The following is an 18,605-nucleotide window of genomic DNA, read 5'->3' as shown; positions in this document are numbered from 1 at the left end:
CCCTCGAGATGAGATTTCCCATCACGTATGTGAGTAAGATCCCTAGAAGATGACTAGGTAGATAGGTCAGAGATGGAAGCATGGCGACATGTGGAGTTGACTGATACTAATCGATCGAGGACTTAACCACAAAGAGTCATTTTAAATGAACAACAATTGGTCGGTATTCGGCTTTCTTGACATCAATTCTTTATCTAGTTTTGAAGGAACAACCCTTCAATTGAATATTCGTCTGGTGATAATGGCGAAGAGGTCACACCCGTTCCCATGCCGAACACGGAAGTTAAGCTCTTCAGCGCCGATGGTAGTTGGGGGATCTCCCCCTGTGAGAGTAGGACGTCGCCAGGCAAATGTGAGAAAGAGTAGCTCTTAGGGGCTGCTTTTTTTGTTGTGTGTGAATAGATATGTGGTTTGCATTTTTCTCTCCACCTCAGGGGAGGAGGAGGATATTGGAAAAAGACGCGTAAGTGAGTTGAAATGACGCATAAAAAGAAAAATAGACGCAAAAACTGTCGGCAAAGACGCATAAATTTATAAAACGACGCAATGACTATCAATTCAGACGCAATTATTTAAGTCGGAACCAAAGAATCAACGAAACAAAGGGCACTATTTACAAGTTTATAACTAGAAGTACTGAATTTTCATAGAGCCTACCTATATTTCATTGATTCACAACTAAAAATTGAAAAAAGTATAATTCTACTATTCTTTTAACTACCAATTATCACCTCCCTCTTTCACCACTTGCCAAATCCCCAAATGTAAAAACAAAATAAGTCGTCACAACATCACCTATTCCTTTCCATCACCATATCCAACCAAGCACATCGCTTTTCATTTGAATAACCTGGTCTTATACTATAAACAAGTTCTAAAGGGAGGTTTTTCAAATGACAGCAACCAATATGCTAGAACAGTACAATGAATATATTTCTAAATTTAAACAGAATGCATCTCAGGAAGTACAGGATAAAATGGGAAAAGCAATCAACGAATTGGAGCGCTCTGATGATGGTAAAGGTCTTCGTGTAGGAGAGAAAGCACCGAACTTTACATTACCAGATGCGACAGGCAAAGGAGTCAGTCTGGAAGATGTGCTGAAGAATGGCCCGGTCATCCTTACGTTCTATCGTGGCGGATGGTGCCCATATTGCAATATGGAGCTGCGTGCTTACCAACAGCTAATGGAAGACATTAAAGAAGCAGGTGCCGAGCTGATTGCGGTCAGTCCGCAGACACCTGATGCATCCCTTTCTACAAAAGAGAAGAATGAATTGGATTATTTCGTGTTAAGTGATGAAGGAAATAAAGTGGCAGATGAGTATAAGTTGGTTTACAAGCTGCCTCCTTACTTAGTGGATATCTATAAAGAAAAAGGCCTGGATCTGGAGAAAGCGAATGACAGTGATTCATGGACGCTCCCTGTATCAGCAACATATATTATCAAGCAGGACGGAACGATAGCTTACGAATATACGAAAGCCGATTACAAAGATCGTGTGGAACCTTCTGAAGTGGTTGAGAAGTTAAAATCGTTATAAAATAACAAAGCAAGACGGCTTTATGGCAGCGATGACAAGCTGCCATAAAGCCGTTTTATGTTTTAAACAGGCTAAAATAGGAAAGACACAAAGTAGGACATCAGATTTTCTAAAAATTGTCATCGGAAAATCACTAGTAATTTTTCTTGAACTGGTTCATATTATGGTTCTTTTCTAGTAAAATAGGAACTTAATTTGAGCATACTACAAGTAGTAGTGGAGAGAGGAGCATCACGGTGTTAGACAATAGTTTTGTGATGGTAGCGATTATTTTGATCATCAATGTCGTATACGTATCCTTTTTTACGATCAGAATGATCTTGACGTTGAAGGGTTATCGATATATTGCAGCTTTTGTGAGTACATTTGAAGTAGTGATTTATGTTGTGGGTCTTGGGCTGGTATTGGACAATCTGAATGAGATTCAGAATCTGATCGCTTATGCGGTTGGTTATGGTCTCGGTGTGATTGTAGGGATGAAGATCGAGGAGAAGCTTGCGCTTGGCTATATTACGGTCAATGTGATCACGAAAGAGTATGATAAGGCCCTTCCGAATGAACTCCGTGCAAGGGGCTACGGGGTCACGAACTGGGAAGCCAATGGACTGGAAGGAAACCGGATGGCCCTGCAGATCCTTACTCCGCGAAAGTATGAGATGAAGCTTTATGATACAATTAAAGAGCTTGATCCAAAGGCATTTATCATTGCGTATGAACCGAAAGCGATTCACGGAGGGTTCTGGGTGAAGACAGTCCGAAATATTCGTAAAGGAAAATTAAAAGAATGAGTAAAAAAAAGTTATTATTTGAAGTGCAGGAGAATGAGACGATTACGGATTGTTTAGACCGTATGAAGGAAATGGGTTATATGCCGGTAAGACGGATGGAAAAACCTGTGTTTGAAGAACAAAAAGATGGAACGAAAACAGAGTTTGTCCCTATTAAACAGACAATTGTCTTCGAGGGAAAGAAAATCGAAGAGTAAACGCTTCAAATCCGAACATTAATTTTCAGACTTTTATTATCGTTCGATTATTCGTTGACAGAGCCTCTATATCACGTTATGATGGAGACAAATAAACCGAATACCCTCATATAATAATGGGAATATGGCCCATGAGTTTCTACCTGACTACCGTAAATGGTCGGACTATGAGGGAAAGTAGCTGTCTGGATACGAGCTCGTTTGTGGACCCTATCGGATAAAACGGGACCATCCTCTGTAAAATACCCAGATCAATTGCTTTCTCTCAAAAAGTAGAGAACAATTGATCTGGGTATTTTTGTTAAAAGGGTTTAAACTACGGGAGGTGCCTGTCACATTATGATATCAGTAATCATGGGAAGTACATCGGACTGGGAGACAATGAAGCATGCGTGTGAGGTATTGGAAGAGTTAGAGATTCCGTTTGAGAAACGAGTTGTATCGGCTCACAGGACACCTGATTATATGTTTGAGTTTGCAGAAGGTGCAAGAGCTCGCGGAGTGAAGGTCATTATTGCAGGTGCAGGCGGAGCTGCTCATTTGCCGGGAATGGTGGCTGCGAAGACCACATTGCCTGTGATCGGGGTACCGGTTCAGTCTAAGGCCTTGAACGGAATGGATTCACTGTTGTCGATCGTGCAGATGCCGGGCGGCGTTCCCGTTGCGACTGTGGCGATCGGGAAGGCAGGAGCTACCAACGCAGGACTACTTGCCGCACAGATCCTTTCGATAGAAAATACAGAGTTGGCTGCAACTTTGGAAAATAGAAGAGATGCACTACGGGAAAAAGTGATGGAAAGCAGTGATGACCTTGAATAAGAAGACGATTTTACCAGGACAGATGATCGGGATCATCGGCGGAGGACAGCTTGGACGAATGATGGCCCTTGCTGCGAAACAAAATGGCTTTCGGGTGGCCGTTTTAGATCCGGCACCACAATCGCCATGTGCCCAAGTGGCAGATCTTGTGATCACGGCCGGCTTTGACCAGTATGATGCCCTTTATAGATTGGCAGAAGAGTGTGATGTGATCACATATGAATTTGAAAACATCGATTATGAAGCACTTAAATGGTTGTCGGAGCGTGCCTTTCTACCTCAAGGAGCAGAGCTCATCCGCATTACACAGGATCGCATCATGGAAAAGGAAGCCCTTACACTTGCTGGGGTGAAAGTAGCTCCATATGCTGTGATTAAACAGCAACAGGATATCTATGATAATATAGAAAAGCTTGGCTATCCAGTGGTTCTGAAAACATCCAGAGGTGGTTATGACGGGAAAGGGCAATATGTGATCCGTGAAGAGAGCGGAATAGAAGAAGCCGCTGCTTTATTGGAGAACGGTCCATGTGTATTGGAGAAATGGATACCTTTTGAAAAAGAGTTATCCGTCATTGTGACACGAAATCCCGATGGACAGCAAACCAACTTCCCGGTAGTGGAAAATATTCATGTGGATAATATCTTACATGAAACGATTGCACCGGCAAGGGTAAGTGAAGAAGTAGCAGATAAAGCGATCGAGATGGCGAAGAGAATCAGTGAGACTCTTGATCTAGTCGGAACGCTGGCTATTGAAATGTTCCTGACGGAGGATGGAGACATCTATATCAACGAGCTGGCTCCAAGACCTCATAATTCCGGTCACTACTCAATCGAAGCATGTGACTTTTCACAATTCGCCCAACATATAAAAGCTGTTTGTAACTGGCCGCTTGTTCAACCAACCTTATTAAAGAACGCTGTGATGGTTAACCTATTAGGAGAGCATATCGAGCCTATTATGAAGGCTGTTCCAAAGTATCCAGACTGGTTTATTCATCTTTACGGAAAGGACGTACCAAAGCCGAAACGTAAGATGGGTCATGTCACTCTTTTAACAAACGATGTGGAAGAGACGTTGATGAACATAAACGAAGCTGGAATTTGGAAGGTGCAAGAAAAGATCGGAGGACGACTGGTATGATAGAACGTTATACACGCCCTGAAATGGGAGCAATTTGGACAGAGGAAAATCGTTTTCAAGCATGGCTTGAAGTAGAAATCTTAGCTTGTGAAGCTTGGGCTGAAATCGGGGACATTCCGAAAGAGGATGTTGCGAAGATTCGTGAAAACGCTGGATTCAATGTAGAACGTATTAAAGAAATCGAAGAAGAAACGCGACACGATGTGGTGGCCTTCACAAGAGCGGTTTCTGAAACTCTTGGAGAAGAAAGAAAATGGGTTCATTACGGATTGACTTCTACTGACGTAGTGGATACGGCTCTTTCTTATCAATTAAAGCAGGCTAATGAAATCATTCTTAAAGACTTGGAGCGATTCGTAGAAATCTTAAAGAACAAAGCGATTGAGCACAAGCATACGGTCATGATGGGACGTACGCACGGAGTTCACGCTGAGCCGACTACTTTCGGTTTAAAGCTTGCCCTATGGTATGAAGAAATGAAGCGTAATGTTGAACGTTTCAAAGTAGCAGCAGATGGAGTTGAGTTCGGTAAGATTTCCGGTGCCGTAGGGACGTATGCAAATATCGATCCTTTCGTAGAATCCTATGTGTGTGAAAAGCTTGGCATCACGCCAGCACCGGTTTCCACACAAACACTTCAGCGTGATCGCCATGCTCATTACATGGGGACACTTGCATTGATTGCGACGTCCATCGAGAAGTTTTCTGTTGAGGTTCGCGGTCTTCAGAAGAGTGAAACGCGGGAAGTGGAAGAGTTCTTCGCGAAAGGTCAAAAAGGATCATCGGCGATGCCTCATAAGCGTAACCCGATCGGTTCTGAGAACATGACGGGTATGGCGCGTGTAATCAGAGGATACATGCTGACAGCTTATGAGAACGTGCCTTTATGGCATGAGCGTGATATCTCTCATTCATCAGCAGAGCGGGTAATCCTTCCGGATGCGACGATCGCTTTAAATTATATGCTGAACCGCTTTGGAAATATCATCAAGAACTTGACGGTCTTCCCGGAGAATATGCAGCGTAATATGGATCGCACACTTGGCTTGATCTACTCTCAACGTGTTCTTTTAGCCCTTATCGATAAAGGGATGACACGTGAAGAGGCGTATGATACGGTTCAGCCGAAAGCGATGGAGGCATGGGAGAAGCAAGTGGCCTTCCGTTCTCTTATTGAAGAAGATGCGACCATCACATCCAAGCTCTCGCCGGCTGACATTGATGACTGCTTCGATTACAACTATCACTTAAAACATGTGGATACAATCTTTGAACGTTGCGGCTTAGTGGAGTAAGTCCTTCTGACAAATGAATAAGGCAGGGGTTTTTAGCGGAATCCCTTCCTTTTTTTATGAAAATATAGACTGAAGATTAGCAATATTCGGGATTGAGGGGGATTTCATATGGAAAAAGGAACGCTTTTATATGAAGGAAAAGCGAAACAAATCTTCGAAACGAGCGATGAAGAAATTGTTTGGATTCAGTATAAGAATTCTGCCACTGCTTTTAACGGGGAGAAAAAAGCGGATATCGACGGCAAAGGGGTTTTAAATAATAAGATTTCGAGCTTGCTATTTTCAAAGCTTGCTGAAAAAGGAATACAGAGCCACTTTATTAAACAGTTATCGGATGATGAGCAGCTGGTCAAACGTGTACGGATCATCCCGCTTGAAGTTGTGGTTCGGAATGTGATTGCGGGAAGTCTGTCCAAACGGCTTGGAAAAGAAGAAGGGACGCCCCTTCAAAAGCCGATTATCGAATTCTACTATAAGGACGATGACCTGGGGGATCCGCTTATCACGGATGATCACATTGATTACCTTGAGATTGCTTCAAGGGATGAACGCGCTGAGATAAGGGAAATGGCACTTGGTGTGAATGAGGTACTTCAAGGGATCTTTAAAGAAGCGGGAGTCACACTTGTCGATTTTAAATTAGAGTTTGGAAAAGACCGTAACGGTACGATTTTATTAGGGGATGAAATTTCACCTGACACATGCCGATTATGGGACTCAAAAACAAACCAAAAGCTTGATAAAGATGTTTTCAGAAGAGATATAGGGAGTTTAACAGAAGTATACTCAATAATTTTAGAACGCTTAGGAGGAAACAAGCTATGTACAAAGTAAAAGTTTATATCACATTAAGAGAAAGTGTTTTAGATCCTCAGGGAAGTGTTGTGAAACAAGCGTTGCATTCAATGGAATTCAAAGCGGTTGAAGATGTACGCGTCGGGAAGTATATGGAGCTTACTCTCCCATCCTCTGTTGAAAACGTAGAAGCTGCGGTTGAAGAAATGTGTCACCGACTACTCGCAAACCCTGTCATTGAGGATTATCGATATGAAATCGAGGAGAGTGTGGCTCAATGAAGTTTGCAGTGATTGTATTCCCAGGTTCTAACTGTGACATTGATATGTACCATGCGATTAAAGATGAAATCGGCGAAGAAGTCGAATACGTTTGGCATGATGCCGATAATCTGGAAAACTATGATGCGATTCTATTACCAGGTGGATTCTCTTACGGGGACTATCTTCGTTCAGGAGCGATTGCCCGTTTCTCGAACGTCATGAAAGAGGTCGTGAAAGCGGCAGAGCAAGGTAAGCCGGTTCTGGGTGTGTGCAATGGATTTCAGGTTTTATTGGAAACAGGTCTACTTCCGGGGGCTATGCGCAGAAATGAGAGTTTGAAGTTCATCTGTAAAACGGTACCGTTAACCGTTGAAAATAATGAAACGATGTTTACCAATGGGTATGAAAAGAATGATGTGATTCAAATTCCGATCGCTCACGGTGAAGGAAATTACTTCTGTGACGAAGAAACAATGATCACACTAAAGGAAAACAATCAAATTGTATTCACGTATACCGATGAAAATCCGAACGGAAGCGTTGAAAACATTGCAGGAATTACAAATGAAGCAGGAAATGTTCTAGGGATGATGCCTCATCCGGAACGTGCCATGGACACTTTACTAGGTAGTGAAGACGGGAAGAAACTATTTCAATCGATTGTGAAACACTGGAGGGAAAAACATGTCGTTAATGCTTGAACCAACTTCAACAAAAGTGAAAGAAGAGCAGCTTTATCGTGAGATGGGTTTAACAGACGAAGAATTTTCAATGGTGGAAAACATCCTGGGAAGAACACCGAACTACACAGAGACCGGTCTTTTCTCTGTTATGTGGTCAGAGCATTGCAGCTATAAAAATTCGAAACCTGTACTGATGAAGTTTCCAACGACAGGTGAACGGGTTCTTCAAGGACCTGGAGAAGGAGCTGGAATTGTTGATATTGGCGATGATCAAGCAGTGGTGTTCAAAATCGAGAGTCACAATCATCCTTCAGCCATTGAACCTTTCCAAGGAGCGGCAACGGGTGTCGGGGGTATTATACGAGACGTATTCTCGATGGGGGCAAGACCTGTCGCACTCCTCAACTCTTTACGCTTTGGAGAGCTGGATTCTCCTCGTGTTCAGTATCTATTTAAAGAAGTCGTAGCAGGTATTGCCGGGTATGGAAACTGTATCGGGATCCCAACGGTAGGAGGGGAGGTTCAATTTGACGCCTCTTACGAAGGAAACCCTCTTGTAAACGCTATGTGTGTCGGATTGATCGACCATAAAGATATTAAAAAAGGTCAGGCACATGGTGTCGGCAATACAGTCATGTATGTAGGGGCGAAAACAGGTCGTGACGGCATTCACGGAGCAACTTTCGCATCCGAGGAATTAAATGAAGGATCAGAAGAGAAGCGCCCGGCGGTTCAAGTGGGAGATCCATTCATGGAAAAATTACTTCTTGAAGCGTGTTTGGAACTCGTACAGAACGATGCTCTTGTGGGAATTCAGGATATGGGAGCAGCTGGACTTACAAGTTCATCGGCTGAAATGGCAAGTAAAGCAGGTTCCGGTATCGAAATGAATCTTGACCTTGTCCCTCAACGTGAAAGAGGCATGACGGCATATGAAATGATGCTTTCAGAATCCCAGGAGCGTATGCTGATTGTGGTTGAAAAAGGGCGAGAGCAAGAAATTGTTGATCTTTTTTCAAAATATGACTTAGAAGCAGTTTCGATCGGAAAAGTAACAGATGATAAACGTCTTCGTCTTCTTCATAAAGGAGAAGTCGTGGCAGATGTGCCGGTTGATGCATTGGCTGAGGAAGCACCAGTTTATCATAAGCCATCTAAAGAAGCGTCTTACTATAAAGAGTTTCAAGCAATGGAAACAGTATCTCCAAAAGTAGACGATTATAAAGAAACCCTTAAGGCGCTCTTGCAGCAGCCGACGATTGCGAGTAAAGAATGGGTATACGATCAATATGATCATCAAGTAAGAACAAGTACGGTTGTAAGCCCGGGTTCTGATGCAGCGGTCGTACGGGTACGTGGTACCAGAAAAGCCCTTGCCATGACAACGGATTGTAATTCCCGTTACCTTTACCTGGATCCAGAGGTCGGAGGAAAGATCGCTGTAGCGGAAGCGGCACGGAATATCGTTTGTTCAGGAGCGATTCCACTGGCGATTACGGACTGCTTAAACTTCGGGAACCCTGAGAAACCGGAAATCTTCTGGCAGATCGAGAAGTCTGTTGACGGGATGAGTGAAGCTTGTCGTGAGTTGTCCACTCCAGTCATCGGTGGGAATGTTTCCCTTTATAACGAATCGATGGGTACTGCCGTTTATCCAACACCAGTCGTAGGGATGGTTGGTTTGATTGAGGACGTCGACCATATTACAACTCAAAGCTTCAAAGAAGCTGGAGATGTTATCTTTGTCGTTGGTGAAACTCATGAAGAGTTTGGCGGAAGCGAGCTTCAAAAGCTGACTGAAGGAAAGATCTTCGGTAAAGCACCGAAAATTGATTTGAAAACAGAGCTTCGCCGTCAAATGCAGTTACTTGAGGCAATCCAAAAAGGGCTTGTAGCTTCAGCTCATGATATCGCTGAAGGTGGTCTAGCCGTTGCACTTTCAGAATCTACTTTCGGAACAAAAGGCCTTGGGGCAAACGTTCAGGTTTCTGGGGAAAACATTGTGGCAGATCTGTTCAGTGAAACACAATCCCGTTTCATCGTTTCGGTAAAACCTGAAAATAAAGACGAGTTTGAGAAACTTGTTCCAGATGCGAAGGCAGTTGGAAACGTAGCAGCGAATGGAGCAATCAATGTGTCATCAGAAAATGGAGACATCATTTTACAAGCATCCGTAGAGGAATTAGAGTCAGCTTGGAAAGGAGCCATCCCATGCCTGCTGAAATCAAAGGTTTAAATGAAGAATGTGGAGTATTTGGTATTTGGGGACACCCCAATGCTGCACAAATTACGTATTACGGACTTCATAGTTTACAACATAGAGGACAAGAAGGCACTGGAATTGTCGTTTCAGATGGTGAGAAGTTACGTTGCTTAAAAGGGGAAGGTCTCGTAACGGAAGTGTTCCAGGAGGGTACCATCGAGAAGCTTGAAGGGGATTCAGCCATCGGCCATGTACGATATGCCACAGCCGGGGGCGGAGGCTATGAAAATGTTCAGCCTCTCCTTTTCAACTCACAGAATGGCAGCCTTGCTCTTGCTCATAATGGAAATCTGGTCAATGCGAACGCCTTGAAACATCAGCTTGAAGGACAGGGGAGTATTTTTCAAACAAGTTCAGATACAGAAGTGTTAGCTCACTTGATTAAAAGAAGCGGCTATTTCAACTTGAAAGACCGCGTGAAAAATGCGCTGACCATGTTGAAAGGCGCCTATGCATTTGTGGTGATGACGGAAACAGAAATGATGGTGGCTCTGGATCCCCACGGTCTTCGTCCATTATCACTTGGTAAGCTTGGGGATGCTTACTGTGTAGCTTCTGAAACTTGTGCCTTTGATATCGTAGGGGCTGAATTTGTACGGGATATCGAGCCGGGGGAGCTTGTGATCATCAATGATGAGGGATTGACCTCAGAACGGTTCAGTTTTTCAGGTGGGAATGCGATGTGTACGATGGAATACGTATACTTCTCAAGACCCGACAGCAACATTCAAGGAATCAATGTTCACTCCGCCAGAAAAAGAATGGGAATGGAACTCGCGAAAGAAGCACCTATTGAAGCGGACGTAGTAACGGGTGTACCTGACTCCAGTATTTCAAGTGCGATCGGTTATGCAGAAGCGTCAGGTATTCCATACGAATTGGGTCTTATTAAGAACCGTTATGTTGGGCGCACATTTATACAGCCTTCTCAATCCCTTCGTGAGCAAGGGGTGAAGATGAAGCTTTCACCGGTCAGAGGAGTAGTAGAAGGGAAACGCGTGGTAATGGTAGATGATTCAATCGTTCGTGGAACCACAAGTAGACGAATCGTCAGCATGCTGAAAGAAGCGGGAGCGAAGGAAGTTCATGTGTGCATCAGTTCGCCGCCAATCAAGAATCCATGTTTCTACGGCATTGATACATCGACCCATGAAGAGCTGATCGCTTCTTCCAATTCAGTGGAGGAAATGCGTCAGATCATCGGAGCCGACTCCCTGACCTTCTTGAGTACAGACGGTGTGTTAAAAGCAATCGACCGAAATGATTCGTCAGAAAATCGCGGTCAATGCATGGCTTGCTTTACAGGAAAGTATCCAACGGAAATCTACCCGGATACACTTCATCCACATGAAAAAGAGTTAGTGAAATAGGGGGAATCATGATGGCAAATGCGTATCGTCAAGCAGGAGTAGATATTGAAGCGGGATACGAGTCAGTCGACCGCATTAAAAAGCATGTGAAAAGAACCGCTCGAGAAGGTGTCCTTGGTCAATTAGGCAGTTTTGGCGGAATGTTCGATTTATCTTCTTTGAATTTAAAAGAGCCTGTTCTTGTATCAGGTACGGATGGAGTCGGAACGAAGCTGAAACTTGCCTTCATGGCAGACAAACACGATACGATCGGGATCGATTGTGTGGCCATGTGTGTGAATGACATTGTCGTTCAGGGAGCGGAACCATTGTATTTTTTAGATTATATAGCGACTGGAAAAGCACTTCCAGAGAAGATAGAAGGTATTGTAAAAGGTATTGCGGACGGATGTGAAATGGCTGGCTGTGCACTGATCGGTGGCGAAACTGCCGAGATGCCTGGTATGTATTCTGATGAAGAATATGATATCGCCGGCTTTGCAGTAGGAGCTTGTGAAAAAAAAGAGATTATCACAGGTGAAAAAATTTCTGAAGGAAATGTGTTAGTCGGACTGGGTTCCAGTGGTATACACAGTAATGGGTACTCTTTAGTACGAAAAGTATTCTTCGAAGATCAGTCGTTCTCTTTGGAAGAAGCATTACCGGAAATCGGGACCACACTAAAAGAAGCGTTACTTACACCTACCAAGATTTACGTGAAACCAGTGTTAGCTGCACTGAAGCAATTCTCCATCAAGGGTATGTCCCATATTACAGGCGGTGGCTTCATTGAAAATATCCCGCGGATGCTGCCTGATCATTTGCAAGCGGACATTACAGAAGGAAGCTGGGATATCCCAAGCATTTTCACTGCCCTTGAGCACTATGGGGAAATTCCCCGCAGCGAAATGTACAACATTTTTAACATGGGAATTGGATTTGTATTAGCGGTTGAGGAAAAAGAAGCAGAAGACATTCTTCAATTCTTCAACGAACAGGGAGAAGAAGCCTTTATCATCGGACGTGTGGCCACTGGAAATGGAGTGCGTTTCGTTCGTTGAAATGAAGGATGAGTAAGTCAATATCGGGGGCGAGTCATGAGACAGATTGCCATTTTTGCATCAGGAAGCGGAAGTAATTTTCAAGCATTGGTAGATGCTGTACAAGGCGGAACACTGAAAGCGAATATTAAACTTCTTGTCTGTGACCAGCCGGGAGCGTTTGTGATTCACCGAGCTCAATCAGCAGGGATTCCGACTTTCGTTTTCCGTGCAAAAGATTACGAAAACAAGCAGGCATTTGAACAGGAAATCCTAAATGAACTGACTCATTTGGGTGTTGATTTTATTGTATTAGCAGGTTATATGAGATTGATTGGTCCAACATTACTGGAAAGCTTCGGAGGACGGATCGTGAATATCCACCCTTCTCTTCTCCCTTCCTTTCCAGGAAAAGATGCCGTCGGTCAAGCGATCGATGGTGGAGTGAAGATCACTGGCGTCACCATCCACTATGTAGATGCCGGAATGGATACAGGCGAAATCATCGCGCAGGAAATCGTCCGGGTCACAACAGGCGAAACCAAACAATCACTCCAGGACAAAATCCAGCACGTCGAACACCACCTGTACCCAACCACCCTCAACCACCTCTTCCTTACCACAGGCTACTAAAGCCGGGAAAAGGCGGTTGGTTTATCGTGGTAGTGTGGTAAAGTGGTGAGGGACGGACCTTGGGTTTTGAATCATTTAAATTCAACCAAATAATGAAATAAAATCAGCATTACAGCAGGCAGAGGAGGAGCAGACATTGAAAAAGAGAGCATTGATCAGTGTTTCAGATAAAAGCGGAGTAATCGAATTTGCTAAAGAATTAAAGTCACTCGGGTACGAAATCATCTCGACTGGTGGAACAAAGAAGCTTCTTCTGGAAAGTGACGTTGAAGTGATGGGAGTAGAAGAAGTAACTGGCTTCCCGGAAATATTAGAAGGACGCGTTAAAACACTTCACCCCAATATCCACGGTGGACTCCTCGCAAAACGCGGTGAAGAAAGCCATCGCCAGCAGCTTCAGGAACAAGGAATCGAAGGGATCGACCTGGTATGTGTCAACCTTTATCCGTTTCAACAAACCATCGCTAAACCGAATGTCGGTGTAGAAGAAGCAATTGAGAATATTGACATCGGCGGTCCGACGATGCTTAGGGCGGCAGCAAAAAATCATCAGTATGTTACTGTGGTAGTCGATGCGCTTGACTACGATGAAGTCATCAATGAGTTAAAGCTTCAAGGGGAACTATCGTTAGAAAAACGCCGTAAGCTGGCGGCAAAGGTGTTCCGTCATACGGCTGCTTACGATGCGTTCATTGCTGAATATATGACAGACATTTCAGGGGAAGAAAGTCCTGAGCGTTTTACAAGAACGTACGAGTTAAAGCAAACACTGCGCTATGGGGAGAACCCTCATCAGCAGGCTTCTTTTTACCGAGCACCTCTTGGCTCTGAGTTCTCTGTAGCCATGGCAAGACAGCTCCACGGAAAAGAGCTCTCTTATAATAATATCAATGACGCGAATGCGGCACTTCAAATTGTGAAAGAATTTACGGAACCAGCGGCAGTTGCGGTAAAGCATATGAATCCATGTGGTGTTGGAGTTGGTACGACGATTCATGAAGCATTCTCTAAAGCATATGAAGCCGATTCTACATCTATTTTTGGTGGAATCGTGGCTCTGAACCGCATCGTGGATGAAGAAACAGCCAAGCAGCTTCATGAAATCTTCTTGGAGATTGTCATTGCTCCTGCTTTTAGCGATGAAGCATTTGAGATTCTTTCAAGCAAGAAGAATATCCGCTTATTGACGATTCCTTTTGAATCCACAAACAAAATTGAACGTAAATTAACAACCGTTGAAGGTGGGTTGCTTGTTCAGGCAGATGACACATTTACCCTCAATGATGCAGATCTGAGAGTGGTAACTAAACGTGAGCCGACAGAAGAAGAGTGGGCAAGCATGAAACTGGGATGGAAAGTTGTGAAGCACGTGAAATCAAACGCAATCGTAATAACGGATGCTCATATGACGGTTGGGGTTGGGGCAGGACAAATGAACCGGGTAGGTGCAGCAAACATCGCAATCGAGCAGGCAGGGGAAAAAGCAAAAGGAGCCGCTATGGCATCTGACGCATTCTTCCCAATGGACGACACCGTGGAAGCAGCAGCCAAAGCGGGCATTACAGCCATCATCCAGCCAGGAGGCTCCATCCGGGACGAAGACTCCATCAAAAAAGCCGAACAACACGGCATCACCATGGTCTTCACCGGAATCCGCCACTTCAAACATTAATTTGAGGGACGGACCTCCAACCATAGAAAGAAGTTTTTGTGAAAGCATCGTATAAAGCATGTGGGGGAACGGTTTGTTGGGAACTTGGTGATTGGTCAGAGTAAGAATTGAGGGACGTACCTCACCCAAGCTCATACCCATTACCATACCTCTAACCTCACTTAACTAAAGATCCATTCCACATACCACCTCTCCTTATCTTCAACTCAGGTAGGAGAGGTTTTTTAAAAAGGGGGCATTTCAAAATGAAAGTACTTGTTATCGGTCGCGGTGGTCGCGAGCATGCGATATGTAAGAAGTTAGCGGAAAGTGAAAGTGTGACAAAGGTATTCTGTGCACCCGGAAATGCAGGTATTTCAAGCGTTGCGACGAATCTTCCTTACAATGAATCCGATGTGAATGATCTCATTGCTTTTGCCAAAAAAGAGCATATCGCTTATACCTTTGTAGGTCCTGAAAACCCATTGTTGGATGGTATCGTAAATCGTTTCCAGGAAGAAGGCCTTCACATATTTGGACCGACCAAAGAAGCGGCCATCATAGAAGGAAGCAAATCGTTTTCTAAGGAATTAATGAAAAAGTACAACATTCCAACGGCTAAATACGAAGTGTTCACTAGTGTTGAGAAGTCAATTGAATATGTAAAAGAAGTAGGCGCCCCTATTGTTGTGAAGGCGGATGGATTGGCAGCTGGAAAGGGCGTTGTGGTTGCTGAAACGGAAGAAGAAGCGATAAGCGCACTGGAAGAAATGCTCCTTGATGAAAAATTTGGTGATGCTTCTTCTAAAGTGGTAGTGGAAGAGTGTCTGTTTGGGGAAGAATTTTCTTTGATGGCCTTTGTACATGGTGAATCCGTTTATCCGATGGTGATAGCACAAGATCATAAGCGAGCCTTTGACGGAGATCAAGGACCGAATACAGGCGGAATGGGTGCGTATTCACCGGTTCCACATATTTCGGATGATGTCGTACAAGAAGCGATTTCAACTGTTCTGTATCCAACGGCTAAAGCGATGGTTAAGGAGAATCGTTCGTTTACCGGCATTCTTTACGCAGGGCTGATGCTCACAAATGAAGGTCCAAAGGTCATCGAATTCAATGCCCGATTTGGCGATCCGGAAACCCAGGTCGTACTGCCACGTTTGACTTCTGACTTTGGTCTTGTAGTGAAGAACTTGATCGAAGGCAAGCCTGTGCAATTAGAATGGTCACAAGATGCTGTTCTGGGTGTTGTATTAGCGGCTGATGGCTATCCGGGTGAATATGCAAAAGGAATCGCCCTTCCGAACCTTGCAGAGTCATTTGATGAAGAAACCCTCGTATACCATGCGGGAACCGAACAGAATACTGAGGGTGCCCTTGTTTCAAATGGTGGGAGAGTGTTACTTGTAGCTTCCTCTGCAGCCTCTGTGGAAAAAGCCCAGGCTAAAGTGTATAAAAAATTAGATAAGGTGGATTGGAATGGGTTGTTCTACAGAAGAGATATCGGGAAGAAAGCTATCGAACACGTCTCTTCCTAGTTCTGCGAACATAAACAAAAGCAATGGCAATGATGCCGCCAATCAGGGAAAACAACACATACGACATATCCGTTAAATATTCCCAAAACATAAATGAGCAACTCCTTTATTCATAAAGATAGTAATCATGAGTGCCAGGTCTCACCCCTTTTTGAGGGACGGACCTCGGCACTCTTGCTATTAGCGGAATTAAATCTCGTGAAAATGCCTTTAAATAAAGGAATGGAAGGGAATCACTGCCCCTTTACAATCCTAAAAACCTTAAGAAAGAAGGTCCGTCCCTTTGTCACCCATGTTGTCACCATTTAATGCTGCCTGGACTTCTTTGTTGGTGAGTTCTTCGGGATTGAAGTTGGATTCTTTTTTTGTGTTGTCCAGGGGGTCTTGTTTGTGTTCGTTTGTTGCGTGGTGATCTTTGTGATCTTTTGATTTGTCGGATTTCAGCATGTCTTTAAAGTTCATCATATCCTTCGCTTTGAATCCAGCAAATCCTCCGCCTTCACCATTTCCCTCTGCGCCTTTTTCAAATAGGGCTGTAACAGGGCAGTAGCGAAGAATTCCTTCTCCTACTTTCATGGCACCGATCACAGCCATCACGAGATAAGAGTCCCTCCAAGGACGTCTTGCGAGCTTTGATGTGCTCCAGGCCAGAATCGTGAAACCAACGGTGATGCGGATAAGGGCATTGATAATCCCGATGTTTGATGATACTTTCATTTGTAAACTCCTCCTTAATAGAAAATTCACATAATTGTTGTAAACCGTTAATGCGTTAAATAGTAAAATATGTTAACATAAAATGAAACTTAAACTAATACCATTCCACTAGAGGAGTGTTCACATTGGAACAGCGCTACAGATGGAAGAACAAACAACTAAGAGAACATGTACAAGTACTGAACGGAGAAATCTCTCCGAGCATCCTTTTAAAGAATGCAACGTACCTTCACTCGACTCTAAAGAAATGGGTGCAGGGACACATTTGGGTTTACCTTGATCGAATTGTTTACACAGGCGATCAGCTCCCGGAAAACCTTGAGAATTGCGAAATAGTGGACTGTGAATCACAGTACCTCGTTCCCGGATATATCGAACCGCATGTACATCCGTTTCAGCTTTATAATCCCCAATCTTTTTCCAAGTATGCATCCCAAACCGGTACAACGACATTCGTAAATGATAATCTGATGATGTTTTTGCAATTGGAAAAAAAGAAAGCGTTTTCTTTATTAGGAGAGTTTAATAAAATGCCCGTCACTATGTATTGGTGGACAAGATTCGATTCTCAAACGGAGATGGAAAATGAAGAGGTAACCTTTTCAAATGGTGAAGTGAAATCATGGCTGGAACATGATTCTGTGCTTCAAGGAGGAGAATTGACCGCCTGGCCGAGACTGCTCCAGGGAGATGATCTCATTCTCCACTGGATGCAGGAAGCGAAAAGAATGGGCAAGATCGTTGAAGGACATCTGCCAGGAGCATCTGACAAAACCATTGCCAAGCTTCGCTTACTGGGGATTGATGGTGATCATGAAGCCATGACGGGTGAAGATGTCTATAAGCGGCTTATTCAAGGGCTGACCGTCACATTGCGTCATTCCTCCATCCGGCCGGATTTGCCGGTCCTATTAGACGGGTTAAAAGAAAAGGGCATCGATTCATATGATTCCTTACTGTTTACAACGGACGGATCGACACCAGGCTTTTATGAACAAGGTGTATTGGATTTCATGATAAAAATGGCGATCGATAAGGGCATACCTCCAATCGAAGCATATAATATGGCTAGCTACAACGTCGCCAATTACTATCACATCACTCATTTGCATGGGATGATCGCTACAGGCAGAGTGGCTAATATTAACTTCCTTTCGGCAATAGATGACCCAACTCCGAAGTCCGTGCTCTCAAAAGGGGAGTGGGTACAGAGAGACGGGGAGCAACTAGAAGATTCCACAGAAATAAATTGGGAAACAAACGGATTTAAACCATTATCCCTGAATTGGGAAGTGGGCCACGATGATCTTCAGTTTTCCATGCCCTTTGGAATTGAAATGGTGAACGATGTCATTACCAAGCCTTATTCCATATCCATCAATCCATCTACGGAGGAGCTGGATCTGGATCATGATCAATCGTTCCTCATGCTGCTGGATCGTAAGGGAGAATGGAGAATCAGCACAATGATCAAAGGATTCTCAACGGGTGTCATGGGCTTTGCTTCCTCCTATTCAAATACAGGGGACATCATTCTAATTGGTAAAAACAAGTCTGATATGATAGCTGCCTTTAAACGGCTGAAGGAAATCGGAGGCGGAATTGTTTTGACAGAGAAGGGTGAAGTCATTCACGAAATTCCACTTCCATTAAGCGGCCTTCTCTCTCATAAAGAGATGCCGGAGCTTATTGAAGAAGAAAAAACACTGAAAGGTTTGTTAAAAGAAAGAGGATATCGATTCTCTGATCCCATTTATACATTACTGTTCCTTCAGTCGACTCATCTGCCTTATATACGGATGACACAAAAGGGAATCTATGATGTAATGAAGAAAACGGTACTCTTTCCAACGATAATGCGTTAAAATAGTAAAGTGTAA

The 18,605-nt window shown here is 43.8% G+C and carries 18 protein-coding genes, 2 rRNA genes and 1 riboswitch (1 of these 21 running past the window's edge); of the genes, 18 read left to right on the top strand and 2 right to left on the bottom strand.

Annotated features, from left to right (window positions below; translation table 11 throughout):
- The 17 genes from ACXAF2_RS20610 to purD form a co-directional block, all read left to right on the top strand.
- Positions 1–130 (top strand): 23S ribosomal RNA (locus ACXAF2_RS20610); it begins 2,807 nt to the left of the window's first position.
- Positions 131–231: 101 nt separating this feature from the next.
- Positions 232–348 (top strand): 5S ribosomal RNA (rrf, locus tag ACXAF2_RS20605).
- Between the two features lie 545 nt (positions 349–893).
- Positions 894–1,544: a peroxiredoxin-like family protein gene (locus tag ACXAF2_RS20600; RefSeq protein ID WP_475141460.1), complete on the top strand. Its 651-nt coding sequence runs from the start codon at positions 894–896 to the stop codon at positions 1,542–1,544.
- Positions 1,545–1,780: 236 nt separating this feature from the next.
- Positions 1,781–2,332, top strand: a complete 552-nt coding sequence (locus tag ACXAF2_RS20595) for a DUF2179 domain-containing protein (RefSeq protein WP_060671612.1) — start codon at positions 1,781–1,783, stop codon at positions 2,330–2,332.
- Positions 2,329–2,529 carry an NETI motif-containing protein gene (locus ACXAF2_RS20590; protein WP_475141458.1) on the top strand — a complete coding sequence of 67 codons (201 nt, stop codon included), beginning with the start codon at positions 2,329–2,331 and terminating at the stop codon, positions 2,527–2,529. Before ACXAF2_RS20595 ends, ACXAF2_RS20590 begins: the two co-directional genes overlap by 4 nt.
- 86 nt (positions 2,530–2,615) lie before the next feature.
- A riboswitch (purine riboswitch) is annotated at positions 2,616–2,717 on the top strand.
- Positions 2,718–2,868: 151 nt separating this feature from the next.
- Positions 2,869–3,348 (top strand): 5-(carboxyamino)imidazole ribonucleotide mutase, encoded by a 480-nt coding sequence (gene purE / locus ACXAF2_RS20585; RefSeq protein WP_299741307.1) that lies wholly within the window; start codon positions 2,869–2,871, stop codon positions 3,346–3,348.
- Positions 3,335–4,495, top strand: coding sequence for a 5-(carboxyamino)imidazole ribonucleotide synthase (gene purK, locus ACXAF2_RS20580; RefSeq protein WP_475141456.1), 1,161 nt, complete (start codon positions 3,335–3,337; stop codon positions 4,493–4,495). The genes purE and purK overlap by 14 nt, the downstream gene beginning before the upstream one ends.
- Complete coding sequence (purB, locus tag ACXAF2_RS20575; protein ID WP_475141454.1) at positions 4,492–5,790, top strand: adenylosuccinate lyase; 1,299 nt, start codon at positions 4,492–4,494, stop codon at positions 5,788–5,790. The genes purK and purB overlap by 4 nt, the downstream gene beginning before the upstream one ends.
- Positions 5,791–5,898: 108 nt before the next feature.
- Positions 5,899–6,624, top strand: a complete 726-nt coding sequence (gene purC, locus ACXAF2_RS20570) for a phosphoribosylaminoimidazolesuccinocarboxamide synthase (RefSeq protein ID WP_475141452.1) — start codon at positions 5,899–5,901, stop codon at positions 6,622–6,624.
- Entirely contained in the window at positions 6,612–6,866 is a 255-nt protein-coding gene (gene purS / locus ACXAF2_RS20565; RefSeq protein WP_148967193.1) for a phosphoribosylformylglycinamidine synthase subunit PurS, read from the top strand. Before purC ends, purS begins: the two co-directional genes overlap by 13 nt.
- Complete coding sequence (purQ, locus tag ACXAF2_RS20560; RefSeq protein WP_475141450.1) at positions 6,863–7,549, top strand: phosphoribosylformylglycinamidine synthase subunit PurQ; 687 nt, start codon at positions 6,863–6,865, stop codon at positions 7,547–7,549. The genes purS and purQ overlap by 4 nt, the downstream gene beginning before the upstream one ends.
- Positions 7,533–9,767 (top strand): phosphoribosylformylglycinamidine synthase subunit PurL, encoded by a 2,235-nt coding sequence (gene purL / locus ACXAF2_RS20555; protein WP_475141448.1) that lies wholly within the window; start codon positions 7,533–7,535, stop codon positions 9,765–9,767. Before purQ ends, purL begins: the two co-directional genes overlap by 17 nt.
- Positions 9,743–11,164 carry an amidophosphoribosyltransferase gene (gene purF, locus ACXAF2_RS20550; RefSeq protein ID WP_475141447.1) on the top strand — a complete coding sequence of 474 codons (1,422 nt, stop codon included), beginning with the start codon at positions 9,743–9,745 and terminating at the stop codon, positions 11,162–11,164. The genes purL and purF overlap by 25 nt, the downstream gene beginning before the upstream one ends.
- 11 nt (positions 11,165–11,175) lie before the next feature.
- Complete coding sequence (gene purM, locus ACXAF2_RS20545) at positions 11,176–12,204, top strand: phosphoribosylformylglycinamidine cyclo-ligase (RefSeq protein WP_475141446.1); 1,029 nt, start codon at positions 11,176–11,178, stop codon at positions 12,202–12,204.
- Between the two features lie 36 nt (positions 12,205–12,240).
- Positions 12,241–12,816, top strand: coding sequence for a phosphoribosylglycinamide formyltransferase (purN, locus tag ACXAF2_RS20540; protein ID WP_475141444.1), 576 nt, complete (start codon positions 12,241–12,243; stop codon positions 12,814–12,816).
- Between the two features lie 136 nt (positions 12,817–12,952).
- The gene (purH, locus tag ACXAF2_RS20535; RefSeq protein WP_475141443.1) at positions 12,953–14,488 is read left to right on the top strand and encodes a bifunctional phosphoribosylaminoimidazolecarboxamide formyltransferase/IMP cyclohydrolase; all 1,536 of its coding nucleotides are present in this window, start codon (positions 12,953–12,955) and stop codon (positions 14,486–14,488) included.
- Positions 14,489–14,733: 245 nt separating this feature from the next.
- Positions 14,734–16,008, top strand: coding sequence for a phosphoribosylamine--glycine ligase (gene purD, locus ACXAF2_RS20530; protein ID WP_475141441.1), 1,275 nt, complete (start codon positions 14,734–14,736; stop codon positions 16,006–16,008).
- Here the strand turns inward: purD and ACXAF2_RS20525 are convergent.
- Entirely contained in the window at positions 15,986–16,075 is a 90-nt protein-coding gene (locus ACXAF2_RS20525; RefSeq protein WP_348774862.1) for an EYxxD motif small membrane protein, read from the bottom strand. The genes purD and ACXAF2_RS20525 overlap by 23 nt on opposite strands.
- Before the next feature lie 194 nt (positions 16,076–16,269).
- Positions 16,270–16,725 (bottom strand): YgaP family membrane protein, encoded by a 456-nt coding sequence (locus ACXAF2_RS20520; RefSeq protein ID WP_475141440.1) that lies wholly within the window; start codon positions 16,723–16,725, stop codon positions 16,270–16,272.
- A gap of 125 nt (positions 16,726–16,850) precedes the next feature.
- Between ACXAF2_RS20520 and ACXAF2_RS20515 the strand changes: the two genes are divergently transcribed.
- Positions 16,851–18,590 (top strand): adenine deaminase C-terminal domain-containing protein, encoded by a 1,740-nt coding sequence (locus tag ACXAF2_RS20515; RefSeq protein ID WP_475141438.1) that lies wholly within the window; start codon positions 16,851–16,853, stop codon positions 18,588–18,590.
- The last annotated feature ends 15 nt before the right edge of the window (positions 18,591–18,605 follow it).

This window comes from Rossellomorea sp. ABR4_004, assembly GCF_056159585.1.
Note: the sequence above shows the minus strand (reverse complement) of the source record. Positions and strands in the feature narration are given on the sequence as shown.

Bases quoted from the DNA above. Each gene is read 5' to 3' on its own strand.
- purN (WP_475141444.1), top strand. From the start codon at position 12,241: ATGAGACAGATTGCCATTTTTGCATCAGGAAGCGGAAGTAATTTTCAA.
- purE (WP_299741307.1), top strand. From the start codon at position 2,869: ATGATATCAGTAATCATGGGAAGTACATCGGACTGGGAGACAATGAAG.
- purK (WP_475141456.1), top strand. From the start codon at position 3,335: ATGACCTTGAATAAGAAGACGATTTTACCAGGACAGATGATCGGGATC.
- purL (WP_475141448.1), top strand. From the start codon at position 7,533: ATGTCGTTAATGCTTGAACCAACTTCAACAAAAGTGAAAGAAGAGCAG.
- purM (WP_475141446.1), top strand. From the start codon at position 11,176: ATGGCAAATGCGTATCGTCAAGCAGGAGTAGATATTGAAGCGGGATAC.
- ACXAF2_RS20600 (WP_475141460.1), top strand. From the start codon at position 894: ATGACAGCAACCAATATGCTAGAACAGTACAATGAATATATTTCTAAA.
- purF (WP_475141447.1), top strand. From the start codon at position 9,743: ATGCCTGCTGAAATCAAAGGTTTAAATGAAGAATGTGGAGTATTTGGT.
- purB (WP_475141454.1), top strand. From the start codon at position 4,492: ATGATAGAACGTTATACACGCCCTGAAATGGGAGCAATTTGGACAGAG.
- purQ (WP_475141450.1), top strand. From the start codon at position 6,863: ATGAAGTTTGCAGTGATTGTATTCCCAGGTTCTAACTGTGACATTGAT.
- ACXAF2_RS20520 (WP_475141440.1), bottom strand. From the start codon at position 16,725: ATGAAAGTATCATCAAACATCGGGATTATCAATGCCCTTATCCGCATC.
- purC (WP_475141452.1), top strand. From the start codon at position 5,899: ATGGAAAAAGGAACGCTTTTATATGAAGGAAAAGCGAAACAAATCTTC.
- ACXAF2_RS20590 (WP_475141458.1), top strand. From the start codon at position 2,329: ATGAGTAAAAAAAAGTTATTATTTGAAGTGCAGGAGAATGAGACGATT.
- purS (WP_148967193.1), top strand. From the start codon at position 6,612: ATGTACAAAGTAAAAGTTTATATCACATTAAGAGAAAGTGTTTTAGAT.
- purD (WP_475141441.1), top strand. From the start codon at position 14,734: ATGAAAGTACTTGTTATCGGTCGCGGTGGTCGCGAGCATGCGATATGT.
- ACXAF2_RS20525 (WP_348774862.1), bottom strand. From the start codon at position 16,075: ATGTCGTATGTGTTGTTTTCCCTGATTGGCGGCATCATTGCCATTGCT.